The following is a 24120-nucleotide window of genomic DNA, read 5'->3' as shown; positions in this document are numbered from 1 at the left end:
TTTTTCCTGTTGGCCACCGCCATAGCTGTGTATTTCGTACAGGACCTGCCCCGCCAGTCGCTGATCCGCATCATGGCCTACCAGCTTCCCTATGCGGTCATGCAGTTCATCGGGCTGGCCATCGTCTGGTCATCGAGGCAAAAGCTTGCCCGTCTCGATCGCATATTGATGGCCGTGCTGGCGGCGAGCGGCCTGCAGTTTGCCTCCAAGCCATTCATCGCCCATGCGCTCGGCGGCTGGGGCGCCAATCCGCAAGCCTATCTGCAAAGCAACTACGCGCTGGTGTCGCAATCGCTCGGCACTGTCTTTGCGCTGGCGCTGGCGCTGCTGATGCTGGCCATCCTGGTTCGCGACGTGCTTGCCGAAGTGACGTCGAAGTCGGAGACGGACACGCTTTCGCGCCTGCTCAATCGCGGCGGCTTCACCCGCCATGCCGAACTGGCGGTGCTTGGCGCCCTGCGGCAAGGCGTGCCGGTCGCGCTGGTCATAGCCGATCTCGATCATTTCAAGAGCGTCAACGACAGCTTCGGCCATGCGTCCGGCGACCGGGTGATCGAGACTTTTGCAGGCTTCCTGCGTGAAGCCGCCGCCGCGCATCACGTTGCCGGCCGCATTGGCGGCGAGGAGTTCGCCATCATCCTGCCGGGAACCAACCTTGCCGCGGCGCGGCTGTTCGCCGAGGGAACGCGCAGCGCCTTCGGCGCGCTGCCCATAGACGGACTGCCGGCTGACAACCGCTGCACCGCGAGCTTCGGCGTCGCCGAACTCCATGCGAGCGAAGACTTTGCCGATCTGATGCGGCGGGCCGACCAGGCGCTCTATCAGGCGAAGAATGCCGGGCGCGATTGCGTGCGCGTCTCCGTCGGGCCTGCCGGCAACTGGTCGTCAGCCGGAACGGAAGCTAGCGGCAGGGGCTGAGTTCGGGCATCTCGCCGTCGGAGAGGCCGTACATATAGGAGCGGCCCTTCACCAGCACCGGCGGCCGGTAGCAATCGCTATAACCGCCGATTTCGTCGGCTTCGTTCTCGTAGATCACCTTGGGCTGGCCGGCGCTGGTGTAGTCGGAGAGCTGCTTGGCCAGCCTGCCTTGGCCGACGATGATGCGCTTGTAGCCGGCGGCGCTGTCGACGACGAGGTTGCCGAAGGAATCGGCGTAGACGCGATCCTGATGCCGTGCGCCGGCAAGCGCTGGCGCTGCAAGGCCGGCGACCGAGGCTGCTACGACGAGCGCCGCAAGGCGCGATTTGCCCGAATTCGAACGCATGGCGTCCTCCGTGTCTTGAGGGAAAGCCTCCTCGAATCAGAAATTAACGGTTTCTTAACCTTTGTTAAGAGGCCGGCGCGTTTGGCGGCGATGTCTCGGTAAACATGGTTAATATCCGTTAATATCCGACTGGATGGAAAACCCGGTGGCCATCATTCGGCCATGCTTGGCCGCACCATCGCAGCGGCGTCCGCCTTGGCGTCGGGACGATATTGATCTGGACAAAGCATCGTGGCCGCTTGCCGCGCGGGAGGACAGCATATGGCGCTACGCCGGCCGATTTGGGCGTCCGTTTTCCCGTTGCTCGGTGTCGTCGCTGCCTGTGTGCCGCAAGACAGCGCGCCGAAGACAGCCAATACCGTCGTCGTCTCACCTGCGCCGGCCCAGCAGTCCGTCGCAGCCGCGGTGCCTCCGGCAGCTGCAACCAAGATCATCACCGACCTTACCGCGCCGCGACCAGGCATAGGCACGGCCACCTACAGATGCGGCAACAACGGTATGATTTCCATCCAAAATCTAGGCACGTCGTTGCGTGTGGTCGGGTCCGACGGCGCGACCGAGGAGTTTGCGGCGTCGCCTGCCAACCAGAGCAGCCGCTACCAGGCGGCCACGCATGACGCAATCGTGATCGACGGGCGCGAGGCGCTGGTGATGAAGAAGGGATCGACGCCGCAGACCTGCAAACGCTGACGCCAGTCTCACCACCGCTGGGCCCTGGGGCCAGATATGTTGCACTGCAGCGATATCGAGCCGGCTTCAGGCCTTCCCGGCCTAATCGATTGAAGCCAAAGCCCGCCTTTTAGTCAGACTAAATTACGTTTTCGAAACGGTTTTCTGGCTTTGACGCGGTGCAAAAAGAGCATTAGAAACCGGCTGTCCGAAGTCGCAACCGGAAGCGGCAATGCCGCATTTCCACCTGAGGCTCCAGAGAGACGCCGAACTGGGGGAGCCATGAGCAAATCACCAGCCACCCGCGAATTTGCCAGACGTGAACGGCCGATTTCGCCGCACCTCACCGTGTACCGGCCGCCGATCACCATGACGATGTCGATCATTCACCGCATCACCGGCGGCGCGCTGTATTTCGGCACGCTGCTGGTCGCCCTGTGGCTGATGGCGGCGGCAAGCTCGCAGGCGACCTTCGATTGGGCCAATTGGGCCTTCGGCACCTGGCTCGGCCGGATCATCCTGTTCGGCTACACCTGGGCGCTGATGCATCATATGCTGGGCGGCGTACGGCACCTCATCTGGGACACGGGCGCGGGCCTGGAAAAGCATACCGCCTCGAAGATCGCCTGGGCGACGCTGGCCGGCTCGATCCTGCTCACGCTGCTGATATGGATCGCCGGCACCATGGCGCGGGGAGCTTGATCATGAGCGGCAAAAACACCGACATGCGCACGCCGCTGGCGAGGGTCCGCGGCCTCGGCTCCGCCCGCGAGGGCACCGGGCATTTCTGGCGCCAGCGCCTGACCGCGATCGCCAACATCCCGCTGATCCTGTTCTTCGTCGGTTTCCTGATCGCGCTCAACGGCGCCGACCACGAGCATGTGCGGGCAGCCCTTGCCAACCCGTTCGTGGCGCTGGTGATGGCCCTGGTGCTCATCTCCGGTCTCACCCATATGCGGATCGGCATGCAGGTGATCATCGAGGATTACGTGCATGGCGAAGGCATGAAGCTGGCGCTGATCGCGCTCAATACATTTTTCACCATAGCGGTCGGCGTCGCCTCGATCTTCGCCCTGCTCAAGCTGGCATTCGGAGGCTGAGTTGGCCAAGGACGCGAAACAAGCCAACACGGCAGGCTATACCTTTGTCGACCACAAGTTCGACGTGGTGGTCGTTGGCGCCGGCGGCGCCGGCCTGCGCGCCACGCTCGGCATGGCCGAACAGGGGCTGCGCACCGCCTGCATCAGCAAGGTGTTCCCGACCCGCTCGCACACGGTGGCGGCGCAAGGCGGCATTGCCGCCTCGCTGTCCAACATGGGTCCCGATTCCTGGCAATGGCACATGTACGACACCGTCAAGGGCTCGGACTGGCTGGGCGATGTCGACGCCATGGAATATCTGGTGCGCGAGGCGCCGGCCGCGGTCTACGAGCTCGAACATTACGGCGTGCCGTTTTCGCGCACCGAAGAGGGCAAGATCTACCAGCGGCCGTTCGGCGGCCACATGATGAACTATGGCGAAGGTCCCCCGGTGCAGCGCACCTGTGCCGCCGCCGACCGCACCGGGCATGCCATCCTGCACACGCTTTACGGCCAGTCGCTGAAGAACAATGCGCAGTTCTTCATCGAGTATTTCGCGCTCGACCTGATCATGGAGCCGGACGGCACCTGCACCGGTGTCGTCGCCTGGAACCTGGATGACGGCACCATCCACCGCTTCTCGGCCAAGATGGTGGTGCTGGCGACCGGCGGCTATGGCCGCGCCTATTTCTCGGCCACCTCGGCGCACACCTGCACCGGCGACGGCGGCGGCATGGCCGCGCGTGCCGGCTTTCCGCTGCAGGACATGGAGTTCGTGCAATTCCACCCGACCGGCATCTATGGCGCCGGCTGCCTGATCACCGAGGGTGCGCGCGGCGAGGGCGGCTATCTCGTCAATTCCGAGGGCGAGCGCTTCATGGAGCGCTACGCGCCGTCAGCCAAGGACCTTGCCTCGCGCGACGTCGTCTCGCGCTGCATGACGCTGGAGATCCGCGAAGGCCGCGGCGTCGGCAAGAACAAGGACCACATCTTCCTGCATCTCGACCATCTCGATCCCGCCGTCCTGCATGAGCGGCTGCCGGGCATTTCGGAATCGGCCAAGATCTTTGCCGGTGTCGACCTGACCAAGGAGCCGATCCCGGTGCTGCCCACGGTCCACTACAATATGGGCGGCGTGCCGACCAATTACTGGGGCGAGGTGCTCAATCCGACGGCGCTCAATCCAGACCAGGTGTCGCCCGGATTGATGGCTGTCGGCGAAGCCGGCTGCGCCTCCGTGCACGGCGCCAACAGGCTCGGTTCGAATTCGCTGATCGATCTTGTGGTGTTCGGCCGCGCGGCGGCGATCCGCGCCGGCCAGGTCATCGACCGCAAGTCGGCGATCCCTTCGCCCAACGAAGCCTCGGTCGAAAAGATCATGGACCGCTTCGACCGGCTGCGTTACGCCAACGGCTCGACGCCGACGGCGGTGCTGCGTGAAAAGATGCAGAAGGCGATGCAGGAAGACGCGGCCGTATTCCGCACGCAGGAGTCGCTCGAAAATGGCTGTAAGCGCATTTCGCAGATCTGGGGCGAGTTGAAGGACATCAAAGTGTCCGACCGCTCGATGATCTGGAACTCCGATCTGGTCGAAACGCTGGAGCTGGAAAACCTGATGGCCAATGCTATCACCACGGTCTACAGCGCCGAGGCGCGCAAGGAGAGCCGTGGCGCGCACGCACGTGAGGACTTTTCGGCGCGCGACGACGCGGTCTGGCGCAAGCATACGCTGGCCAGGCTGAGCGAAGACGGCAAGGTGGCACTCTCCTACCGGCCGGTGCACACCGAGCCGCAGCTGGCTGAAAAGGACGGCGGCATCAGCCTCGCCAAGATCGCGCCCAAGGCCAGAGTGTATTGAGGATCGAACATGGTTGAACTCACGCTCCCCAAGAATTCGCAGATCAAGCCGGGCAAGACCTGGCCGAAGCCGGAGGGCGCCACCAATCTGCGGGAATACCGCATCTATCGCTGGTCGCCGGACGACGACGAGAACCCGCGCATCGACACCTATTTCGTCGACATGGACGATTGCGGGCCGATGGTGCTCGACGCGCTGCTGTGGATCAAGAACAAGATCGACCCGACGCTGACCTTGCGGCGTTCCTGCCGCGAAGGCATTTGCGGCTCCTGCGCCATGAACATCGACGGTTCCAACACGCTCGCCTGCACCAAGGGCTGCGACGACATTTCGGGCGCGGTAAAAGTCTACCCGCTGCCGCATATGCAGGTGGTCAAGGACCTGGTGCCCGACCTCACCAATTTCTACGCCCAGCACGCGTCGATCCAGCCCTGGCTGAAGACGGTGTCGCCGGAGCCGGCCAAGGAGTGGCTGCAGAGCCATGAGGACCGCGAGAAGCTCGACGGGCTCTATGAATGCATATTGTGCGCCTGCTGCTCGACCTCGTGCCCGAGCTATTGGTGGAACGGCGACCGCTATCTCGGCCCGGCAACGCTTCTGCAGGCCTATCGCTGGCTGATCGATAGCCGCGACGAGGCCACCGGCGAGCGGCTCGACAATCTCGAAGACCCGTTCCGGCTCTATCGCTGCCACACCATCATGAACTGCGCGCAGACCTGCCCCAAAGGCCTCAACCCGGCCAAGGCGATCGCGGAGATCAAGAAGATGATGGTGGAGAGAAGGGTTTAGGCGGTTGGTTGGTTGCCGGCGAGAGTAATCCAATGAGCGATGACCTTCCCATCCTTTCCCCTGTGGAAGCTCGCATTCTCGGCTGCCTGATCGAGAAGAAGGAGCTGACGCCGGATGTCTATCCGCTGACGCTCAACGCGGCACTGGCCGCCGCCAACCAGAAGACGGCGCGCGAGCCGGTGATGGCGCTGGAGCAGAGCGAGGTGCACCGGGGGCTGAAGCTGCTCGAACAAAAGGGGCTGGTGCGGCAGATGTTCGGTTCGCGTGTCGAGCGCTACGAGCACCAGATGGCGCAGCGCTTCTCGCTGACCACACCGCAGACCGCCTTGATCGGCTTGCTGTTGCTGCGCGGGCCGCAGACGGCCCATGAATTGTCGGCGCGCACCGAGCGCATGGCACGGTTTTCGTCGATCGAAGATCTGCGCGCCGAGCTCGACATGCTGATCGGCCGCCGACCGCCACTCATCCAGGAAATCCCACGCGGACCGGGCCAGCGCGAGGAGCGTTACGTCCATCTGCTGAGCGGGACTCCGCAGATCGCCCCCATCGCCATGCAGGCTGCGTCGGCTGGTTCATCTGCCTCCGGCCTCGAGGAGCGCGTCAGCGCCCTTGAGGAGGAGATTGCAATGTTACGCGCCCGCATCGACGCGCTGACCGGCGAGCGCTAGGTTCACCTCCTCGAGTAAACGCCGCTCGCTTCGCCGTCGGGGTCGATCAGCCGCAGCTGGTTGCCGTCCAGTTGCCAGCGCAAGGAGACCGGCTTCAGGTCACCGGGCTTGAATTTCCAGAGGCCCGTGAGGTCGGGCCGGCAACCATTGACGGATTTGTAGGTTCCTGCCGTCGGCGTGAAAACCAGGGTCGAGCCGCGCACGGAGGCCTTACCGGTCTTCAGGGTCAGCGACCGGACCTGACCGCAGCCGTCGACCAGAGACGATTGGAACAGCGCGTAATAGGTGCGCCCGTCAGCCCCGAAGGTAAAGGTGACGCTGCCGCCGCTGCCTGGATCGCAGTTGCTGAATGTGTCGCAATAATTGCCGCTGGCAACTGCAAAACCCCACTTGCCGACGAGCGCTGCCGGCATCGCACCGAGGCGCGAGCGTGTCGTCGGTCCCTTGCCCTGGCCGTAAGCGCCGCCGGCGCTGAAGGCCAGCCAGCCGGCAAGCCCGACAAGTGCCGCCCGGCAGGCGTGGTGTGACGAGGCCCTCAACATCCTTTGCTCGCAACAAGCTGCCGGAGATAGACAAGCCGCGTGCCGATGACATTGTTGACGATCGCCGTCTTGCCGGCCGGCGCCATGCCGCCGTATTTCTTGACCGACGGCCCATGATTCTTCGCCTCTTCGTAACCTGCCATCAATTGCCGCAGATCCGCACAGGACATCAAGGCGTACTTCGCCTGCTCCTGCGGGCTGATGACGCTCGATTGCGCCATGCCGGCGGAGTTGGCCGCCGCCATGCCGGCCATGCCGACGACCGCAGAAACCGGGTTGATGCCGACGCAGCCCGATAGGCCGAGGCACAGGACCGGTGCCGCCAGGACTGTATGCCGGACGCTCATGGCCGTCGCTCCCCACACGGCCGCTTCGGATCGCGATGGTCGGCGACGGTTCCGCCGAGAGCGATGGACAACAGATAGACGCGTGGATTGAAGCCTGCCGAGGCGAGCCCCGACAGTGTCCTGAACAATTGCAAATGATACATCGAACCCCCTTGTGGCTGTTTGCGATGCGCTTCCTGATCGGAAACGCGCTGCAAACTAGGTCCGGCAAAAGCGGGCAGCTTGGACGCAGCGGCCCTAAAAACGGCCCAAACGGCCCTGTATTGACGTTTTCGGAGGCGCGGCGCATATCACGCCGCTTCTAATTGACCTGAGGCATGGGGGATGCCGGTGACGGCGACGATGGGGCCAACCGCCTCGTTCCGACTGATGACGGACGCGCTTCCGGAGCGGGATCGCGTCGAGGTCATGCGCGAGGTCTATGGCCGCACGGTGCTCAAGGTCGATCTCGATCCACTCGGCCCGACGCATGTCGATATGCAGGTGCGCGCGTTGCCTGGCCTCGGCATCGCCACGGGCACGTGTTCGGAATTCCGCGTCCATCATTCGACGTCGCTGATCGACAGCGACGATCTCGTCCTCCTGGTCGCCCTCGATGGCGCAAGCGTGATGAAGCATCGCGGCCGTGAGGAGCCGGTCGGCAACGGCCAGGCGCTGATGATGAGCGGCGAGGAGGTCGGCCTCAATGTCATCCAGCCAGGCGGTCTTCGCTTCGTCAATATGAGCTTCTCGCTCAAGGCACTGTCACCGCTGATCGGCGACCCGGCCCCGGCGCTGATGCAGCCGCTGCCAACCTCCGGCGGGGCGATGCGGCTGCTGCTCGACTATGTCAGGTCGATCCAGGATGCCGGCGACGTGCTGACCCCGGAGGCCTGGCATCTGGCGACGACGCATATTTTCGATCTCGTCGCTCTGGCCATGGGTGCCACCCGAGACGCGGCAGAAATCGCCCGGGGCCGAGGCGTGCGCGTGGCGCGGCTGCGTGCCATCAAGGCCGAAATAACAGCCCATGGCGGCGACCTGTCGGCCGAAGACATCGCCCGCCGTCACCGCCTTTCGGCCCGCTACATCAGAAAACTGTTCGAGAGCGAAGGCACGTCGCTGTCGGATTTCATGCTGTGCCAGCGCCTGTTGCGCGCGCATCGGATGCTCAGCAATCCTCGTCATGCCGGACGCAGCATCACGGCGATCGCCTTCGAGGCAGGCTTCAACGACCTCTCCTATTTCAACCGGGCGTTCCGGCGGCGCTACGGCGCGACGCCATCGGATGTGCGGGCGGCCGCGTTGAAGGGCTGACCGCAAACGAAAACGCCGGCCCAAGGGCCGGCGGTTTCTGGATGAATTTGCCGTTCGGGCCTTCAGCCGAGCTTGGCGTCGAGCGATACGTTTATGGCGCCGAGCGCCTTCGAGACCGGGCAGCCGGCCTTGGCCTTTTCGGCCAATTCCTTGAACTTCGCCGCGTCGATGCCCGGGACCTTGCCGACCACTGTGAGGGCGCTTCCGGTGATCCCGGTGCCGGGAACCAGCGTCACCACGGCCTTGGCGTCGAGTTCGGTGGCCGGCGTGCCGTTCTCGGCCAGGAAATGCGAAAACTGCATGGCAAAGCAGCCGGCGTGCGCCGCCGCGATCAGCTCTTCAGGGTTGGTGCCGGATTTGCCGCTCTCGTCCTCGAAGCGCGCTTTGAACGAATAGGGCGTGCCCTTCAGGGTTCCGCTCTGGGTGTCGAGCGTGCCCGTGCCCTCTTTCAGATTGCCTTTCCAGACGGCGTTTGCGGTGCGGTCCATGAATTCCTCCTTATTACAGCGGTGGCGCCGGCCAGGCGGCGTTCCTCCCAACTATAGCGCGGGCGCGAGGGAAGGCCACCGCGCTGTTTGCGCGCGCACGCAGCACCGGCGAGCCGCACCGAATTTTTTTGAAAAAATGTACGTGCAAGAATGTCGACTTGCATCGGCCCCGACCGTCCTGCGGGCGGCCACGGATTCTCGTGGCGGATGGAGGTTCGCATGAACAATCTGTTTTCTGCCCATTGGACAAGCACCTGCCGAACGGCCGATCCAGGGAAAAGCGACCCGCTGCATGTGCCGCCCTCCGGCTTCGGCCGGCTGCTTGCGGCAGTTGCAATCATCGGCATTGCGGTCAGCCTTCTCGACCATGTCGCTGCCGGCAAGAACTCAACCGATACCGTGATCGCCTATGGTTCGTCACAGCAAGGGAGCTGGAAATGAAATATGTCTGTCTGGTCTATGGCGAGGAAAACGACCTCCATGCCATGACGCCGGAGCGTCTGGCCAAGCTCGATGCCGATTCGATGGCTCATGACCGGTCATTGGATCAGCGTGGGGTGCTGATCGTCGCGCAGGCGCTGCAATCGGTGAAGACGTCGAAGACGGTGCGGCGACGCCAGGGCAAGCGGCTGATCACCGACGGCCCGTTCGCCGAAACCAAGGAGCAGTTGCTTGGCTTCGTCATGATCGAGGCCGACAATCTCGACCAGGCGCTGGAGATCGCCGGCGAGATCCCGCTGGCCGAAATCGGCACCATCGAGGTGCGGGCGATCTACAATGTGCCGGGGTCATAGCCCCCGCCATGTGCTACAGCCACGCGGAAACCAAGGCGTTCGATTGAACGATCGTCCCGGTTCATTTGGTGCGCAACTTTTGCGTGTTGAAGCAAGGCGAGAGTTCTCCTATCGTCGCCGGGGTTCTTGGGGATTTCGACATGCCTTTCCTGATTGCTATCCTTGGCGTGATGGGCGCGGCGGCGTTCTGGTGGTACCGGATGAAGGCGATGAACGACGCGGCTCGCGAGGTTGCGGACGTTGTCGGGCGCGTGCAGGGCAACATCCGTCGCAAGAAGCTGCGCAAGCAGGCGGCTCTGTCGCCTCTGACGGCGATCGATGATCCGGTCGTAGCGGCGGCTACGCTGATCACATCAATCGTCTCCGAGGATGGGCCCATCCTGCCGCAGCGCGAGGCTGTCATCCGCGCGGTGATTTCCGAGATCGCCGACAAGAAGAAGACCGACGAGGCGGTGATCTACGCCAAATGGGCGGCGGCGCAGGTCGACGACACCACCGTCGTCATCGACAAGCTGGCGCCGTTCCTGCGCGAACGCCTCGATGTCGCCGAGCGGAACGATCTGCTGCAGATGGTCAACCGCGCCGCCCAGGGCGGCGAGAAACGTCTCGAAATATCCGACCAGAGGATATTGCGGCTGCGGCAGAAGCTGGGTTTTGAGGTCAACTGAGCGATAGCGCTCAGATCGCCTCGCCCTTCAACAATCGCGGCGTGCTGGCGGACAACCCCGACGCCTGCCGGATAAAAAAATCCTTCAGGCGCGGCATGCGTTCGACAAGGCCGAGGCCGATGTCGCGGACGGTTCGCAGCGGGCCGATATCGTTGGAAAACAGCCGGTTCAGCGCGTCCGTGGTGATGCCCATCTGCACCGTGTCGAAGCGGCGCCACTGCTGGTAGCGTTCGAGGACGTCGAGCGCGCCGATGTCCTGGCCGAGCCGGTCGGCCTCGACGATCACCTCGGCAAGGGCTGCGACATCCTTGAAGCCGAGATTGAGGCCCTGGCCGGCGATCGGGTGGATGCCGTGGGCGGCATCGCCGGCGAGCGCGATGCGGGGCGCGACGAAGGCACGCGCAATGGTCAAGCCGAGCGGCCAGGCGCGCGGCGCATCAGTAACGCGGATCTCGCCAAGCTTCAGGCCAAAACGCTGCTCGAGTTCGTGTTCGAACAGGAGATCGTCACCGGCCACCAGCTTCTCGGCATCGGGCGTACGCTCGACCCAGACGATCGACGAGCGGTTGGTGCCGTCCTCGCCGGGTTTGAGCGGCAATGTGGCGAAAGGCCCGGCCGGCAGGAAATGCTCTTCGGCGCGACCATTGTGCGGGCGTTCGTGCGCTACCGTGCAGACGATGCCGGACTGGCCATATTCCCACTTCACCGTCTTGATGCCGGCCATGTCGCGCAGCTTCGAGTTGACGCCGTCGGCGGCGACCAGCAGCCGCGCCTTCAGCGCCGCGCCGTCGGCGAGATGCACGGTGATGCCACTGCCGTTGGTCTCGAAGCCCTGCACCGCGACGCCTTCGATGATATCGATGCCGAGCCTTTCGGCGCTGGCCCGCAAGGCGCCGTTCAGCACCTTGTTGGCGACCATATGCGCAAAGGGCTCGCCCGGCGCCACTTCGCCGCCGAAGGTCAGGAAGACCGGACGCACCGGATCGGCGGTGCGCGAATCGGTGATGATCATCTCAGTGATCGCCTGCGCCTGGGGTGCGATCTCGGCCCACACGCCGAGCTGGTCGAGCATGCGGCAGGCGGCAGCGGCAATGGCCGAGGCGCGGCCATCCCTTTGCCAGGCGCCAGCAGGTGCCGCATCGACGAGAGCGATGGCGAGGCCCGGTCGCGCCTGTTTCAGCGATACGGCGGCGGCCAGGCCGACATAGCCGGCGCCGGCGACCAGGACATCGAGCCCGGATCTGTTTTTCGTGTCCGCCTTGCGTTCCATCATCTTCGCTCCTGCGCCGGCCGGGTCTTGCGCCCTTGACTGCCTGTCCGTCCTGTCGGAAACCGCCATAACACTTCTGCGGCGAGGGCGCGAAATATGACGGCAGCCATGGACGAGCTTCTCGGCATTCTCGACCTCGAGAAGCTGGAACACAATCTGTATCGTGGTCGCAGCCCGCTGCTCGACTGGCAGCGCGTGTTCGGCGGCCAGACCATCGCCCAGGCGCTGGTGGCGGCGCAGCGGACAGTGGATCCCGATCGGTACGTGCATTCGCTGCACGGCTATTTCATGCGGCCCGGCGACACCAAGGTGCCGATCGTCTACGAGGTCGACCGCATTCGCGACGGCGGCTCCTTCACCACGCGGCGCGTGGTGGCGGTCCAGCACGGCCAGGCGATCTTTTCGCTCGAAGCCTCGTTCCAGCAGGATGAGGTCGGCCTGGAGCACCAGGTGCCGATGCCGCAGGACGTTCCGGGGCCGGACACATTGCTGTCGCAACGCGAATTGCTGGGCAAATTCGGCGAGGCGGTGCCCGATGGGATCAAACGCTACTGGGAGCGCGACCGGCCGATCGAGATGAAGCCGGTGATGCTGAAGCATTACACCAGCCGCGAAAAGCTGGAGCCAAAGCAGAACATCTGGATCCGCACCACCGGTCCGGTGCCGGCGGACCGCGCCATCCAGGCAGCGGTGCTCGCCTATCTCTCCGACATGACGCTGCTCGACACATCGACCTTCGCGCATGGCCGCGCCATTTTCGATCGCGATATCCAGGCGGCGAGCCTCGACCACGCCATGTGGTTCCACCGCAGCCATGCGCTCGACGACTGGATGCTCTACACGCAGGACAGCCCGTCGACGCAGGGCTCGCGCGGCTTTACACGCGGCTCGCTGTTTGCCCGCGACGGTACGCTGATTGCCTCGGTTGCGCAGGAAGGGCTGATCCGGCTCAAGCGATCGCCTGCAGAGTAGGCATTTTTCAAAATTTGCCTAATTTTTAAGCAGGCGTATCGCCGCAGCTGTGGGCAGGTTGCGTCGGTGCACCCCCTAATCTCTTTGTTTACAGTGGGTTAACACCCTGCTTCGGCACTTGGCACGGAGCTTGAATCCTTGTGGGCACTCTCCGGCTCTTTGGGATCGGTGAAGGTGTACAAACGCGGGGGACCGCAACAGCAAAGGGTGAAACCTTATGAAAATCGTGATGGCAATCATCAAGCCGTTCAAGCTCGACGAGGTACGCGAAGCGCTCACCGCCGTCGGCATCCAGGGCCTGACCGTCACCGAAGTCAAAGGCTACGGGCGTCAGAAAGGGCATACGGAGATCTATCGCGGGGCGGAATACGCGGTCAGCTTCCTGCCGAAGATCAAGATCGAAGTCGCGGTCAGTGCCGACATGGTCGACAAGGCCGTCGAAGCCATCACCGCAGCCGCCAAGACCGGCCAGATCGGCGACGGCAAGATCTTCGTTTTCGGCATCGATCAGGCGGTGCGCATCCGCACCGGCGAAACAGACACCGACGCGCTCTGAGCGGCGATCACGTATTCCAATGGAGAGTTCAATGAATATTCCTTCCACCTTGAAGACGACGGGACGAGCTGCCCTTTTGGGTTCGCTTGCTCTCGCAGCATTGGGCACGGTCGCCGCCTTCGCACAGGAAGCGGCACCGGCCGCAGCCGCGGCCGCGCCGGCTGCTGCCCCGACCCCGGTGCTCGACACCGGCAACACCGCCTGGATGCTGACCTCGACGGCGCTGGTGCTGATGATGACCATTCCGGGCCTTGCGCTGTTCTACGGCGGCATGGTGCGCAAGAAGAACGTGCTCGCCACCGTCATGCAGAGCTTCGCCATCACCTGCCTGGTGACGGTGCTGTGGTTCATGTTCGGCTATTCGCTGGCCTTCTCGGACGGCGGCGGCGTGAACAGCTATATCGGCGGCACCTCGAAGTTCTTCCATCACGGCATCACCACGGCCTCGCTGTGGCTGCCGGGCGTCGCCAACATTCCTGAATTCGTGTTCTCGATGTTCCAGATGACGTTCGCCATCATCACGCCGGCGCTCATTGCCGGCGCCTTCGCCGAACGCATGAAGTTCTCGGCGCTGCTGATCTTCATGGCGTTGTGGCTGCTGGTCGTCTACGTGCCGATCGCGCATTGGGTCTGGGGTGGCGGCTTCCTCGGATCGGCGGGCGTGCTCGACTTTGCCGGCGGTACGGTCGTTCACATCAATGCCGGTGTCGCCGGTCTGGTCTGTGCGCTGGTTCTCGGCAAGCGCGAAGGCTATGGCACCACCAACATGGCGCCGCATAACCTGGTCTATTCGGTGATCGGCGCTTCGCTGCTGTGGGTTGGCTGGTTCGGCTTCAACGCCGGTTCGGAACTGGCAGCCGACGGTCTTGCCGGCGCTGCCATGCTCAACACCCAGGTTGCCACCGCGGCGGCGGCACTGGCCTGGATGTTCGCCGAATGGATCGTCGCCAAGAAGCCTTCCGTGCTCGGCATCATCTCGGGTGCGGTTGCCGGCCTGGTCGCGGTGACGCCGGCTTCCGGCTTCGTCAACCCGACCGGTGCCTTCATCGTCGGCATCGTCGCAGGCGTCGTCTGCTACCTCTCGGCGGTCAAGGTCAAGCACATGTTCGGCTATGACGACTCGCTCGACGCCTTCGGCGTGCATGGCGTCGGCGGTGTGGTAGGCGCTCTGCTCACCGGCGTGCTCGCCGACCCGGCGATCAACAGCCTCGGCGCAGGTGCTTCGCTCGGCAAGCAGATCTACGGCGTTGCCGTCACTATCGTGTGGACCGGCATTGCCACCTTCGTGCTCCTCTACATCGTCAAGGCGCTTGTCGGCCTGCGCCCGACGACCCAGGAAGAGGTCGAAGGCCTCGACATCTCCCAGCATGGCGAAGTGGTGCCGTAAGGCCAGCTTAGCCAAGGGGCCGGCGGAACCCTCCTCCCGCCGGCCCCATATCTCCACGCAATTCCGAATGGAAAGCGCTGCACAGTTCTCCTGGAATTGCTTTGAAAGATCCCGTCGTGATGCTCCCGAAAGGAGTTCACGCATTGAGGCCCGGATCGCATCCGGGCCTCTTTTTTTGGCAAGCCATTCCGGCAATGCCCGGCTTCACGCAATCACGTTCGCGTGATCATGTTTTTTGAGGAAACAACGACCGCTCTGGTTCCGAACCGTGGGGACGATCGTCGTTCTGACGCTCGTGCCAAACAACAGGGAAGGAAACCATCTCATGAACCTCAAGAACATCTGTCTCGGAGCGCTTGCTCTTTCCATGATCGGCGGCGTGGCGTTTGCCGGTGCTCTGGACGAGCCCGACAACATGGCGCCGTTCTTCACGGATTCCGGCATGAAAACCATGAAGCCGATGGCGGACTTCAAGACAGCTTTCATGGCCATGCCGATGGAAAAGCAGGAAGCGATGAAGAAGGAATGCCAGGATGCGGCGATGAGCAAGCCGCATGCGGAATTCTGCGCCAATGTGCAGGCGCTCGGCGGCGCCAACTGATTTGCCGCGATCGGGCCGAGACCCGATCTCTGTTCAGACGACCAATGGCGGGCCGGCAGCCCGCCATTGTTTCGTTCGATGGAGCTCCATCGGTCCGTCGTCCAACATTGCCTCATACGCCTCAACCGGCGGTAATGAGGTTTGAGCGTCTCAACCTCTTATAGTTAATGCGCCCTTAACCTTCCCACCGATAGTCTGAGACCCGAATCTGCCGGAGTGCGCCACGCACCCGGCGAGTCCACGACAGACGGGGAAGAGCATGCGTTCAGGGGCTTCAGCACCGCTCGCGCTGGCCGATACGGGGCACGGCATCCAGGCGTTCGCGCGGCGTCAGGTGGGGCGGCTGGTTGGCGTCGGCCTGTTCGCGCTGGCCGCCTTTGGCGTTGCCAGCCTTGCCACCTGGAATGTCGCCGATCCGAGTTTTTCCCACGCGACGAACAACACCGTCACCAACGCCATGGGCTATGCGGGTGCCGTGTTCTCCGACCTCGCCATGCAGTTCTTCGGCCTCGCCGCCGTCGCCGCCCTGGTTCCGACGGTCATCTGGGGCTTCCTGCTGTTTTCCGCGCGCGGCGTCGACAGGCTGCCCAAGCGCGGGTTGTCCTGGTTCGGCTTCGCGCTGCTGGCCGCTGCGATGGTCGGCTGCGTGGTGCCGCCCAAGACCTGGCCGCTGCCCACCGGCCTCGGCGGCGTGTTCGGCGACATGGTGCTGAAGATCCCCGGTGTCGTCATCGGCGGCTATCCGACCGGGCTGATCGCCAGCATCATCGCCATCCTGCTTTCGGCGCCCGCACTGTGGCTCTTTGCCCATGGCTCGGCGCTGATCGGACGCAAGAACGGCTTTGCGGTGATGGAGGACGAGCCCGCCGTCGATCCGCGCGAGGACGACCTTTTGTTCGACAATGACGAGGACGAAGGCGACGAGGGCATCCTGGCGCTCGGCGCCATCACCCATTGGTGGCTGTCGCTGCGCGCGTGGATGCACCGCCGCGCCGTGCGCCGCAGGCAAGAGCGGGACGAGTACGAGCCGGAGATGGAGCAGCGCTCCACCGCCTGGCGCCGCGCGGCCGAACGGGTCGAATCGGCCGAGTTCGCCGAGCAGCGGATGAGCCAGGATGGCCGCGCCCGCGTCGAGCCGGAATTCTTCGCCGCCATGGTCAATGACCGCAGCGCCTCGCTCGACCCCGACGATGCCGATATCTTCGACGACCGCTTCGACAATGCGGGCGAGGATGCCGATTTCGACGATGAGCCTGTCGTGCAACGCCGCGGCGCGCCGACCGCCAAGGTACAGCCGTTCCGTTCCGATGCCGCCACGCGCGTCGAGGCGCCGGCGGCGCGCCCCGTGCCAGGCGCCCGTGTGCAGCGCGAGGCGCAGACATCGCTGATCGGCTCTGAAAAATTTGAAATGCCGTCGCTGCACTTCCTCTCCGAGCCGAAGAACGTGGTGCGCGACGCCAGCCTGTCCAAGGACGCGCTGGAACAGAATGCGCGCCTGCTCGAAGGCGTGCTGGAGGATTTCGGCGTCAAGGGCGAGATCATCGCCGTCCGTCCGGGTCCGGTCGTCACGCTCTATGAGCTCGAACCGGCGCCCGGCATCAAATCGTCGCGCGTCATCGGCCTGTCCGACGACATCGCCCGCTCGATGAGCGCCATCGCCTGCCGCGTCGCGGTGGTGCCCGGCCGCAACGCCATCGGCATCGAACTGCCGAACGCCAAGCGCGAAACCGTCTATCTCAGGGAGATCCTGGCCAGCCGCGATTTCGAGACGACGAAGGCCAAGCTGGCACTGGCGCTGGGCAAGACCATCAATGGCGAGGCGGTCATCGTCGACATCGCCAAGATGCCGCACGTGCTGGTCGCCGGCACCACCGGCTCGGGCAAGTCGGTCGCCATCAACACCATGATCCTGTCGCTGCTCTACCGGCTGACGCCGCAGGATTGCCGGCTGATCATGATCGATCCGAAGATGCTGGAACTCTCGGTCTATGACGGCATCCCGCATCTGCTGACGCCCGTCGTCACCGATCCGAAGAAGGCGGTGGTGGCGCTGAAATGGACCGTGCGCGAGATGGAGGACCGCTACCGCAAGATGTCCAAGGTCGGCGTGCGCAACATCGACGGCTTCAACGCCCGCGTCAGCCAGGCGGACAAGAAGGGTGAGAAGATCTCGCGCACCGTTCAGACCGGCTTCGACCGCCAGACCGGCGAGGCGATCTACGAGACCGAGAACCTCGATCTCGAGCCGATGCCCTATATCGTCGTCATCATCGACGAGATGGCCGACCTGATGATGGTCGCCGGCAAGGACATCGAAGGTGCCGTGCAGCGCCTGGCTCAGATGGCGCGCGCCGCCGGCATCCATGTCATCATGGCAACGCAGCGGCCGTCGGTCGACGTCATCACCGGCACCATCAAGGCCAATTTCCCGACCCGCATCTCCTTCCAGGTGACGTCGAAGATCGACAGCCGCACCATTCTGGGCGAGCAGGGCGCCGAGCAGCTGCTCGGCATGGGCGACATGCTCTACATGGCCGGCGGCGGCCGTATCCAGCGCGTGCACGGCCCGTTCGTCGCCGATGAAGAGGTCGAGAAGATCGTCGCGCATCTGAAGCTGCAGGGCGTGCCGGAGTATCTCGACGCCATCACCGAGGATGATGGCGAGGATGACGACGAGCCGTCAGGCAAGGGTGGAGCGAGCGGCGGTGGCGGCAACAGCAATTTCGAGGATTCCGACGATCCTTACGATCAGGCGGTCTCCGTGGTGCTGCGCGATGGCAAGGCCTCGACCAGCTATATCCAGCGCCGGCTGGGCATCGGCTACAACCGCGCTGCCTCGATCATCGAGAAGATGGAGAAGGAAGGTATCGTCGGCCCGGCCAACCATGCCGGCAAGCGCGAGATCCTGGTGCCGACCGAAGAGGACAAGTTCTGACCAGAAAGCCTGACCCTTGCGACATCCCTGTCCGGCAACCTTGAACCTTTCAAGGCGTTGAAGCGACCAAGGGACGCCCGACCCGCCAAATTTCAGCCCAACTGGGGGTCCAAGCACAGAACAACTCAGGAATCAGACGAGAGTGACCGATATGAAAAACGATCTTTCAGCGCTCAGCACATTTGCTCCCTCCCGGCGTCAGTTGCTGGGCCTCGGCCTGGCGTTTGCAGGGGCGGCAGCCTTCAACGCGGTGCCCGGCTTCCAGGTGCTGGCCTCGGCGCAGGCGGCTGTGCCGGCCGCTGCGCAGAAGATCGCCGACCACTTTTCCTCGGTCAAATCGATGAGCGGCGAATTCGTGCAGTTCGGCCCCAAGGGCGAGCAGACCGGCGGCAAGTTCTTCCTCGAACGGCCGGGCAAGATCCGCTTCAACTACGACGGCTCTTCGAACTTCCGGGTGATTTCAGACGGCCAGTCGGTGGTCATCCTGAACAAGAGGCTCAACACGTCCGATCTCTATCCGCTGTCGAAGACACCCTTGAAGCTGCTGCTCGACAACAGGATCGACCTCTCCGGCGACCGCGTCAAAAGCGTCAAGCAGGAGGACGACCTCACAACCATCCAGCTCGCCGACAAATCGGTGTTCGGCAATTCGAAGATCACCATGATGTTCGATCCGAAAACCTTCGACTTGCGGCAGTGGACGATCACCGACGCGCAGGGCAAGGATACGACGGTGATGATCTTCAACACCAAGGAAGGCGTCAGCTTCGCGCCGGATACTTTCGCCATCGACTACACGGCGAACCGCGAGCTCAACACCAACAAGGCGCGCTAGCTTCAAACGCTCCAATAGCTGTGGAAAGCACCGGGCCGCGCCTCGTCGGGCGTTGCCCGGCTTGTCTTTGCGGTCCGCGGCTGGCAATTTCCCGGACCGACTCCGTCAAAAGGCGTCTTCCCCGCCGGGACCCATCGGTTCTGGCCGTTGCACGCTGTCCTGGATTGCCAAATGCCCTTCTCCATCGCCACCTGGAACATCAACTCCGTTCGCCTTCGCATGCCGATCGTCGAGCGCCTGCTCGTCGAGCATGCGCCCGACGTGCTGTGCCTGCAGGAAACCAAGGTTCCCGACGAACTGTTCCCCGAGAAGGCTTTCCGCAAGCTCGGCTACGAGCACATCGCCTTCCATGGCCAGAAGGGCTACCACGGCGTAGCAACCGTGGCGCGGCGGCCGATCGAATTGGTCGAAAAGCGACGCTTTTGCGAAATCGAGGACAGCCGGCACCTCTCGGTGACGGTGCGGGCCGGCGGCAAGGCGATCCTGCTGCATAATTTCTACGTCCCGGCGGGCGGCGACGAACCGGATCCCGTCATCAACAGGAAGTTCAAGCACAAGCTCGATTTCGTTGCCGAGATGAATGCCATCCGGGCAGAACATGACGAGGTGTCCGGCTCGGTGCTGGTCGGCGACCTCAACATCGCCCCGCTCGAACATGACGTCTGGTCGCACAAGCAATTGCTCAACGTGGTCAGCCACACGCCGGTCGAGACGGAAAATTTCGAGGCGATGCGTCGCGCCGGCAACTGGGTCGACCTGATGCGGCTCAACGTGCCGGATGAGCAGAAGCTCTACACCTGGTGGAGCTATCGCGCGCAGGATTGGGAGCTGTCCAATCGCGGCCGCCGCCTCGACCACGTCTGGTCGTCGCCGAACCTTGTGCCCAGCTTTTCCGGCTACGAGATCCTGCGTCTGGCGCGCGGCTGGGAGCGCCCGTCGGACCATGTGCCTGTCATCGCGCGGTTCGATCTGGACTAGTCTGGTCGAAAATGCCCGCGTGCGGCAGTCAGTCTGTAGAGTTGGGACCGGCTGGATCCACCCACGGACGGCCCAATCGTGTCACCATCGCCGCGTACCCAACGGCACCTGCCGCCCAAAGGAAGATGCCAAGCTCTTTGACGACGTCCTCGGCGATGGCGGCCGCAGAACCGGGGGTAGGAAACAGCTCTCCGAGCTGGTCGATCGATGCTGACATCGCCAGCAGGAAGCCTGCGGCCACAAAGATGATCGTGCCGTCGAATGTTTTTCGTCGCAGCCGGAAGAACCAGAACAACCCGGCGCCGGCGTAGGCAATCATCGGAACGATCTCTGGTATCCCAACAATGGGCAGCACGTCCTCATGGATCAACAACAGGTCATCGAGGCCCAGGAGGAGGGTAAGGCCGCCGAGAAACGTGCAATCCCATCGGCGCGTGAGCAGGCCAGCAAACAGGGTCGCGGCGCCGGAGCCGATCCATAGCGAAGCACCCAGGGACGAAATCCACCCCGTATAGAAACCGACTCCGGCGGCTGCGGATGGATCTCGATAAAAGATCCACGCGTCCAGACCACGAATTTGCGCGACGAACAGCGCGGCCAAGAGCATCGCAACGTTGATCGCCGCCGCCGCCAACACGACCAAGCGCCAGGCTATTGTCCATTCGCCGCCATGCTTTGTGTTCGGCGCGCTGTTCTCTGGCATTTGCTATTCTCATAGAGGACTGAGAGGAACTCCATTGGAATCAAAGATCAAGAAGTGCTGACCTATGCCTAATCCAGTACGATGGCTGCCAGCTCTGCCGCGCCGAGAACTCCGCCTGCATTGTGCCGGTGGTCAGCATCGAACGGTTGCAGCGCTTCGCTCCACCGAACCCATTGTACCATGGCGCCGATGTTCAGGGGAGGCCGGCCTGCAAATGCCCGACCTGAATCCCAGCACGCTTCGAAGCGCGTCCAAATAAATTCGAACTCAAACGGCGCGCTTCACGTCTTCACGCATGTCGTTGCCCCAGGGCTGCTGCGCTGACAGGCTTATCCGGCAGATGGGGATGGTCGCGGCGGCGTGTCGCCAGCATCCGTTGCGCCGCTTCGATGATTGTCGGCGCCGGGACATCGGCGACCAGGCCGGTCGGGCTGGCATGGCGGGTCGCGATCACGTCCACGCAGTTCGAAAGCGGCCTCCAACGGGCCATGTTGGCGCCGCCATTGAGGATAACCATCGGCGTCATCACCGTTGCCATGAGATGTGCGGTACCGCCTTCGGCGCCGATGTAAAGATCGGCAAACTCGCCGAGCGCCAGCAAGATGTCACCGATATCGACACCTCCGATCGCGGCGGAATCGACAAGCCGCAGCTTCGGCACGCGCTGAGCCAGCTCAGCCATATCGGGACCGTCGCCGGGGGTTCTCACATAGAGAAGGTTCGCCCCGTCGGCGATCAGGCTGTCGGCGATTGCGGCAACCTGATCCGCCGACATGCGCTTGCTGGCGCTGCCATGCGCCGCGATAATGATCAAGGGAGCATGCTTGCCGTCCGCAAGGCTCCTGGCCGCCGCTCGTGCGGCCGGGCTAGGCTCCAGCCGATGATCGAAAGGCAGCCGCTTGCCGGCAAGGCGTTCGATGAGGCGATGGTAGCGCCAGGCATTGTGCCCGGGTCGTGCTTCAGGCCTGTGACCCAGGCGCCAGGAAAGGGCGAAAGCCGGAAAGTTTGCCTCATAGGCAATGCCGCGGCCGAGCAGTGATGCCGAGGCTTGAAGCAGCCAACGCGCCGAGATGCGGAAATCGACGACGGCCAATCGCCCCTTGCCCTTGCTGTGACCGGCGATCAGGCGCGCCAGGGGCGTCCGCACATTGATCGCATCGACCAAATGGCCGGCATGGCGATTGAGGCTATGTTCAAGGGACGACGACCGGGTGGTTCCGTAGACGATGAAACTGTCGGGGAATGCCGTTCTGGCGGCGCGCAATGCCGGAATCCGGATCAGTCCGTCGCCGAACGCGTCATTGCGGGAATACAAGATAATGGTCTCGTACCGCCCTGATGGCATGGCTCGCTCCCCCCAGGAGCCTGGTGGTGATGGCGCCTGCTGCGCCGGCCGCCTTCGAGGTGCTTTAGGATTTCACCTCTTGCCTGTCAACGGAGCCTTGCCGCTGGATCCGGGCGTCCGGATGGCGCGCAGTGCGCCACGACCAGTTCATCGCTGTCGTTGAAAACACTTCTCCCTTCGGCTGCGAAGCCAGCAGCTTCGTGGGTACGCTAGATTTAGCCGGAGAAGCGCGGCGCCAGTTCCTCGATGCGGCGGATCATCGCCTGAAATTCCTCGGAGATGCGCTGGTGCAGCTTGACCGCGACCTCGGGGTATTCCTCCAGGATGCGGTGGAACATCTTGCGGCTGAGCCGCATCACTTCCGAATCGATCTCGGCCGACGCGCTGGTCAGCCGGTTGGTGTCGGCGATCAATGCCAGTTCGCTCAGGATCGTGCCGGGGCCTGCCGTGCCTATCGGGATGCGTTCGCCATTCTGCTCCCGGTAGAGCACGATGCGCCCGCTGACAACGATATAGGCGGAATCGGCCTCGTCGTCCTCGCGATAAAGCTTGTGGTTGGCAATCAGCCTGGTGTTCTCGGCGCCAAAGGCGAGCAGGCGCAGTTGTTCCTGCGTGAAGCCCTCGAAGAGCCTCACGGCGGACAGAACGCGGATGTCGTCATCCAGCGCCATCTAGCTATGTCCCCGAACCGACAGTCCGACTCCTCCTCTGCGAGTTCGATCCAAACCACCCTCCAACTGGATCGTACCCGAAAGCGGCCCCGCCCGGCCGCTCATTGGATAATGAAAATGTTTAAGGAACCAGCTTGTAGCCGCCGCTTTCTGTCACAAGAATTTCCGCATTGGAAGGATCGCGCTCGATCTTCTGGCGCAGCCGGTAGACATGGGTTTCCAGCGTGTGCGTGGTGACGCCGGAATTGTAGCCCCACACCTCCTCGAGCAGCACGTCGCGCGTCACCACCTTCTGGTCGGCGCGATAGAGATATTTGATGATCGAGGCCTCCTTCTCCGTCAGCCGCACCTTGCCGCCGCGCGGGTCGAGCAGCAGTTTCTGGCTGGGCTTGAAAGTATAGGGCCCGACCGAGAAGGTGGCATCCTCGCTCTGCTCATGCTGGCGCAACTGCGCCCGAATGCGCGCCAGCAGCACGGCGAAGCGGAACGGCTTCGTCACATAGTCGTTGGCGCCGGCCTCGAGACCAAGAATCGTATCCGAATCGGTGTCGTGACCGGTCAGCATGATGATGGGCGCCTTGTAGCCGCCCTTGCGCAGGATCTTCACCGCTTCGCGGCCATCCATGTCGGGCAGCCCGACATCCATGATGAGCAGATCGATGAGGCCGCCGCGCGCTGCGGCGACACCTTTTGCCGCAGTCGATTCCTGCAGCACGTCGAATTCCTCGTAAAGGGATAATTGCTCGACCAGCGTGCCGCGCAGGTCATCATCGTCGTCGACGATCAGTATGGTGCGTGAAGTCATGGATCAATCCGTTGTTTTGAAAAGAAAATTCAGTTGACCGCTGCCTGTTTATGCGGAAGCTGACCGGCGTAACAGCCGTTCACAGTGATTTGTTCCGTGGCACGATCATACAAGAAAAAACACGATCGCAATGCAGCCGGCGCAATTTTGCGAAAAGGGCTGCGTGTGCTGACCGTGCGGGCGAGGCCTGGGCATCCAAGCCAGGGCCTGCTGCAGGCCGGGAAAACGGTGTTTGCCTGTGCGCTGGGGCGCGGTGGCATCTCGGCCGACAAGCGCGAAGGCGATGGCGCCACGCCGCTGGCCGCGATGCGGATCCTGTCGGGGTATTTCCGGGGGGATCAGTTCTCCAGCGGCCGCAGGACCCGGCTGGCGATGACGCCGATCGGGCCCGATCTGGGCTGGTGCGAAGTGCCTGACGACCGCAACTACAACAGGCCGGTCAGGATTCCCTATGGCGCCAGCCACGAACGCATGCGGCGCGACGACAGGCTCTACGACGCCTGCCTGGTGCTCGACTGGAACCTGTCGCCGCGCCGGCGCGGACGCGGCAGCGCCATCTTCTTCCATCTGGCGCGCCCCGGCTTCACGCCGACGCAAGGC

Annotated in this window: 28 protein-coding genes; 19 read left to right on the top strand and 9 right to left on the bottom strand. The window is 63.5% G+C overall.

Annotated elements, in window-relative coordinates; genetic code table 11:
• On the top strand, window positions 1-918 hold a 918-nt coding region (locus EN932_RS07470), incomplete at its 5' end, for a GGDEF domain-containing protein (protein WP_164890441.1).
• On the opposite strand, the gene EN932_RS07465 is transcribed toward EN932_RS07470, so the two are convergent.
• The gene (locus tag EN932_RS07465; protein WP_024504989.1) at window positions 902-1264 is read right to left on the bottom strand and encodes a hypothetical protein; all 363 of its coding nucleotides are present in this window, start codon (window positions 1262-1264) and stop codon (window positions 902-904) included. The genes EN932_RS07470 and EN932_RS07465 overlap by 17 nt on opposite strands.
• 261 nt (window positions 1265-1525) lie before the next feature.
• Between EN932_RS07465 and EN932_RS07460 the strand changes: the two genes are divergently transcribed.
• The 6 genes from EN932_RS07460 (at window position 1526) to EN932_RS07435 (ending at window position 6327) form a co-directional block, all read left to right on the top strand.
• Window positions 1526-1954: a hypothetical protein gene (locus tag EN932_RS07460; RefSeq protein ID WP_127368049.1), complete on the top strand. Its 429-nt coding sequence runs from the start codon at window positions 1526-1528 to the stop codon at window positions 1952-1954.
• 261 nt (window positions 1955-2215) lie between these two features.
• The gene (sdhC, locus tag EN932_RS07455; RefSeq protein WP_013528874.1) at window positions 2216-2635 is read left to right on the top strand and encodes a succinate dehydrogenase, cytochrome b556 subunit; all 420 of its coding nucleotides are present in this window, start codon (window positions 2216-2218) and stop codon (window positions 2633-2635) included.
• 2 nt (window positions 2636-2637) lie between these two features.
• Window positions 2638-3033 carry a succinate dehydrogenase, hydrophobic membrane anchor protein gene (gene sdhD, locus EN932_RS07450; protein WP_013528875.1) on the top strand — a complete coding sequence of 132 codons (396 nt, stop codon included), beginning with the start codon at window positions 2638-2640 and terminating at the stop codon, window positions 3031-3033.
• Window position 3034: 1 nt separating this feature from the next.
• Entirely contained in the window at window positions 3035-4870 is a 1836-nt protein-coding gene (sdhA, locus tag EN932_RS07445) for a succinate dehydrogenase flavoprotein subunit (protein WP_024504991.1), read from the top strand.
• A gap of 9 nt (window positions 4871-4879) precedes the next feature.
• The gene (locus tag EN932_RS07440; protein ID WP_013528877.1) at window positions 4880-5659 is read left to right on the top strand and encodes a succinate dehydrogenase iron-sulfur subunit; all 780 of its coding nucleotides are present in this window, start codon (window positions 4880-4882) and stop codon (window positions 5657-5659) included.
• A 32-nt stretch (window positions 5660-5691) separates the two neighbouring features.
• Entirely contained in the window at window positions 5692-6327 is a 636-nt protein-coding gene (locus EN932_RS07435) for a DUF480 domain-containing protein (protein WP_164753663.1), read from the top strand.
• 2 nt (window positions 6328-6329) lie between these two features.
• On the opposite strand, the gene EN932_RS07430 is transcribed toward EN932_RS07435, so the two are convergent.
• Both EN932_RS07430 and EN932_RS07425 read right to left on the bottom strand, forming a co-directional pair.
• A complete protein-coding gene (locus tag EN932_RS07430) occupies window positions 6330-6866 on the bottom strand; it encodes a hypothetical protein (RefSeq protein WP_164890440.1) in 537 nt (178 codons plus the stop codon).
• Window positions 6863-7216, bottom strand: a complete 354-nt coding sequence (locus EN932_RS07425; RefSeq protein ID WP_127368046.1) for a hypothetical protein — start codon at window positions 7214-7216, stop codon at window positions 6863-6865. Before EN932_RS07425 ends, EN932_RS07430 begins: the two co-directional genes overlap by 4 nt.
• A 324-nt stretch (window positions 7217-7540) precedes the next feature.
• Here EN932_RS07425 and EN932_RS07415 point away from each other — a divergent pair, with 324 nt between their 5' ends.
• Window positions 7541-8512, top strand: a complete 972-nt coding sequence (locus EN932_RS07415; protein WP_013528882.1) for an AraC family transcriptional regulator — start codon at window positions 7541-7543, stop codon at window positions 8510-8512.
• Between the two features lie 62 nt (window positions 8513-8574).
• Here the strand turns inward: EN932_RS07415 and EN932_RS07410 are convergent, their stop codons facing one another.
• A complete protein-coding gene (locus tag EN932_RS07410; RefSeq protein ID WP_013528883.1) occupies window positions 8575-9000 on the bottom strand; it encodes an OsmC family protein in 426 nt (141 codons plus the stop codon).
• A gap of 219 nt (window positions 9001-9219) precedes the next feature.
• Here EN932_RS07410 and EN932_RS07405 point away from each other — a divergent pair, with 219 nt between their 5' ends.
• From EN932_RS07405 to EN932_RS07395, 3 genes are all read left to right on the top strand, one after another.
• Window positions 9220-9441, top strand: coding sequence for a hypothetical protein (locus EN932_RS07405; RefSeq protein ID WP_024504996.1), 222 nt, complete (start codon window positions 9220-9222; stop codon window positions 9439-9441).
• A complete protein-coding gene (locus EN932_RS07400; protein ID WP_024504997.1) occupies window positions 9438-9794 on the top strand; it encodes a YciI family protein in 357 nt (118 codons plus the stop codon). Before EN932_RS07405 ends, EN932_RS07400 begins: the two co-directional genes overlap by 4 nt.
• Window positions 9795-9934: 140 nt before the next feature.
• Window positions 9935-10462, top strand: a complete 528-nt coding sequence (locus EN932_RS07395) for a hypothetical protein (RefSeq protein WP_024504998.1) — start codon at window positions 9935-9937, stop codon at window positions 10460-10462.
• Between the two features lie 10 nt (window positions 10463-10472).
• Here EN932_RS07395 and EN932_RS07390 read toward each other — a convergent pair whose 3' ends face one another.
• On the bottom strand, window positions 10473-11732 hold the full coding sequence (locus tag EN932_RS07390; protein ID WP_027163307.1) for a ubiquinone biosynthesis hydroxylase: 1260 nt from the start codon (window positions 11730-11732) through the stop codon (window positions 10473-10475).
• 96 nt (window positions 11733-11828) lie between these two features.
• Between EN932_RS07390 and tesB the strand changes: the two genes are divergently transcribed.
• From tesB to EN932_RS07355, 7 genes are all read left to right on the top strand, one after another.
• Window positions 11829-12704: an acyl-CoA thioesterase II gene (gene tesB / locus EN932_RS07385; RefSeq protein WP_013528888.1), complete on the top strand. Its 876-nt coding sequence runs from the start codon at window positions 11829-11831 to the stop codon at window positions 12702-12704.
• Between the two features lie 217 nt (window positions 12705-12921).
• Window positions 12922-13260 (top strand): P-II family nitrogen regulator, encoded by a 339-nt coding sequence (locus EN932_RS07380; RefSeq protein WP_013528889.1) that lies wholly within the window; start codon window positions 12922-12924, stop codon window positions 13258-13260.
• Between the two features lie 205 nt (window positions 13261-13465).
• Entirely contained in the window at window positions 13466-14647 is a 1182-nt protein-coding gene (locus EN932_RS07375; RefSeq protein WP_224619141.1) for an ammonium transporter, read from the top strand.
• 325 nt (window positions 14648-14972) lie between these two features.
• Window positions 14973-15248 carry a hypothetical protein gene (locus EN932_RS07370; protein WP_013528891.1) on the top strand — a complete coding sequence of 92 codons (276 nt, stop codon included), beginning with the start codon at window positions 14973-14975 and terminating at the stop codon, window positions 15246-15248.
• A gap of 259 nt (window positions 15249-15507) precedes the next feature.
• Complete coding sequence (locus tag EN932_RS07365) at window positions 15508-18183, top strand: DNA translocase FtsK (RefSeq protein WP_013528892.1); 2676 nt, start codon at window positions 15508-15510, stop codon at window positions 18181-18183.
• A gap of 151 nt (window positions 18184-18334) precedes the next feature.
• Complete coding sequence (locus EN932_RS07360; RefSeq protein ID WP_024505000.1) at window positions 18335-19018, top strand: outer membrane lipoprotein carrier protein LolA; 684 nt, start codon at window positions 18335-18337, stop codon at window positions 19016-19018.
• Window positions 19019-19189: 171 nt separating this feature from the next.
• Complete coding sequence (locus tag EN932_RS07355; protein ID WP_013528894.1) at window positions 19190-19996, top strand: exodeoxyribonuclease III; 807 nt, start codon at window positions 19190-19192, stop codon at window positions 19994-19996.
• A 28-nt stretch (window positions 19997-20024) separates the two neighbouring features.
• Here EN932_RS07355 and EN932_RS07350 read toward each other — a convergent pair whose 3' ends face one another.
• The 4 genes from EN932_RS07350 to EN932_RS07335 all read right to left on the bottom strand — a co-directional run bounded on the left by EN932_RS07350 (window position 20025) and on the right by EN932_RS07335 (window position 23520).
• Window positions 20025-20699 (bottom strand): hypothetical protein, encoded by a 675-nt coding sequence (locus EN932_RS07350; RefSeq protein WP_127365964.1) that lies wholly within the window; start codon window positions 20697-20699, stop codon window positions 20025-20027.
• A gap of 289 nt (window positions 20700-20988) precedes the next feature.
• Window positions 20989-22044 carry a glycosyltransferase family 9 protein gene (locus EN932_RS07345; RefSeq protein ID WP_164753664.1) on the bottom strand — a complete coding sequence of 352 codons (1056 nt, stop codon included), beginning with the start codon at window positions 22042-22044 and terminating at the stop codon, window positions 20989-20991.
• Between the two features lie 215 nt (window positions 22045-22259).
• Window positions 22260-22715, bottom strand: a complete 456-nt coding sequence (locus tag EN932_RS07340) for a Crp/Fnr family transcriptional regulator (protein WP_063173345.1) — start codon at window positions 22713-22715, stop codon at window positions 22260-22262.
• A 121-nt stretch (window positions 22716-22836) separates the two neighbouring features.
• The gene (locus tag EN932_RS07335; RefSeq protein ID WP_013528898.1) at window positions 22837-23520 is read right to left on the bottom strand and encodes a response regulator transcription factor; all 684 of its coding nucleotides are present in this window, start codon (window positions 23518-23520) and stop codon (window positions 22837-22839) included.
• Window positions 23521-23664: 144 nt separating this feature from the next.
• Between EN932_RS07335 and EN932_RS07330 the strand changes: the two genes are divergently transcribed.
• Window positions 23665-24120: L,D-transpeptidase family protein (locus EN932_RS07330; protein WP_245483263.1), on the top strand; the 456-nt coding region annotated here is incomplete at its 3' end.

Origin of the sequence: Mesorhizobium sp. M7A.F.Ca.US.002.01.1.1 (assembly GCF_004022955.1) — a bacterium.
In the GTDB taxonomy this organism is placed as follows: Bacteria; Pseudomonadota; Alphaproteobacteria; order Rhizobiales; family Rhizobiaceae; genus Mesorhizobium; species Mesorhizobium ciceri.
This window is presented reverse-complemented; position numbering and strand designations above follow the sequence as displayed.

Excerpts from the sequence above, each read along its gene's own strand:
- EN932_RS07405 (WP_024504996.1), top strand. The coding sequence starts at position 9,220 with ATGAACAATCTGTTTTCTGCCCATTGGACAAGCACCTGCCGAACGGCC.
- EN932_RS07460 (WP_127368049.1), top strand. The coding sequence starts at position 1,526 with ATGGCGCTACGCCGGCCGATTTGGGCGTCCGTTTTCCCGTTGCTCGGT.
- EN932_RS07435 (WP_164753663.1), top strand. The coding sequence starts at position 5,692 with ATGAGCGATGACCTTCCCATCCTTTCCCCTGTGGAAGCTCGCATTCTC.
- sdhC (WP_013528874.1), top strand. The coding sequence starts at position 2,216 with ATGAGCAAATCACCAGCCACCCGCGAATTTGCCAGACGTGAACGGCCG.
- EN932_RS07380 (WP_013528889.1), top strand. The coding sequence starts at position 12,922 with ATGAAAATCGTGATGGCAATCATCAAGCCGTTCAAGCTCGACGAGGTA.
- EN932_RS07395 (WP_024504998.1), top strand. The coding sequence starts at position 9,935 with ATGCCTTTCCTGATTGCTATCCTTGGCGTGATGGGCGCGGCGGCGTTC.
- EN932_RS07465 (WP_024504989.1), bottom strand. The coding sequence starts at position 1,264 with ATGCGTTCGAATTCGGGCAAATCGCGCCTTGCGGCGCTCGTCGTAGCA.
- EN932_RS07410 (WP_013528883.1), bottom strand. The coding sequence starts at position 9,000 with ATGGACCGCACCGCAAACGCCGTCTGGAAAGGCAATCTGAAAGAGGGC.
- EN932_RS07415 (WP_013528882.1), top strand. The coding sequence starts at position 7,541 with ATGCCGGTGACGGCGACGATGGGGCCAACCGCCTCGTTCCGACTGATG.
- EN932_RS07400 (WP_024504997.1), top strand. The coding sequence starts at position 9,438 with ATGAAATATGTCTGTCTGGTCTATGGCGAGGAAAACGACCTCCATGCC.
- EN932_RS07335 (WP_013528898.1), bottom strand. The coding sequence starts at position 23,520 with ATGACTTCACGCACCATACTGATCGTCGACGACGATGATGACCTGCGC.
- EN932_RS07440 (WP_013528877.1), top strand. The coding sequence starts at position 4,880 with ATGGTTGAACTCACGCTCCCCAAGAATTCGCAGATCAAGCCGGGCAAG.
- EN932_RS07350 (WP_127365964.1), bottom strand. The coding sequence starts at position 20,699 with ATGCCAGAGAACAGCGCGCCGAACACAAAGCATGGCGGCGAATGGACA.
- tesB (WP_013528888.1), top strand. The coding sequence starts at position 11,829 with ATGACGGCAGCCATGGACGAGCTTCTCGGCATTCTCGACCTCGAGAAG.
- EN932_RS07375 (WP_224619141.1), top strand. The coding sequence starts at position 13,466 with ATGCTGACCTCGACGGCGCTGGTGCTGATGATGACCATTCCGGGCCTT.
- EN932_RS07390 (WP_027163307.1), bottom strand. The coding sequence starts at position 11,732 with ATGGAACGCAAGGCGGACACGAAAAACAGATCCGGGCTCGATGTCCTG.
- EN932_RS07365 (WP_013528892.1), top strand. The coding sequence starts at position 15,508 with ATGCGTTCAGGGGCTTCAGCACCGCTCGCGCTGGCCGATACGGGGCAC.
- EN932_RS07425 (WP_127368046.1), bottom strand. The coding sequence starts at position 7,216 with ATGAGCGTCCGGCATACAGTCCTGGCGGCACCGGTCCTGTGCCTCGGC.
- EN932_RS07360 (WP_024505000.1), top strand. The coding sequence starts at position 18,335 with ATGAAAAACGATCTTTCAGCGCTCAGCACATTTGCTCCCTCCCGGCGT.
- EN932_RS07340 (WP_063173345.1), bottom strand. The coding sequence starts at position 22,715 with ATGGCGCTGGATGACGACATCCGCGTTCTGTCCGCCGTGAGGCTCTTC.
- EN932_RS07370 (WP_013528891.1), top strand. The coding sequence starts at position 14,973 with ATGAACCTCAAGAACATCTGTCTCGGAGCGCTTGCTCTTTCCATGATC.
- sdhD (WP_013528875.1), top strand. The coding sequence starts at position 2,638 with ATGAGCGGCAAAAACACCGACATGCGCACGCCGCTGGCGAGGGTCCGC.
- EN932_RS07355 (WP_013528894.1), top strand. The coding sequence starts at position 19,190 with ATGCCCTTCTCCATCGCCACCTGGAACATCAACTCCGTTCGCCTTCGC.
- EN932_RS07345 (WP_164753664.1), bottom strand. The coding sequence starts at position 22,044 with ATGCCATCAGGGCGGTACGAGACCATTATCTTGTATTCCCGCAATGAC.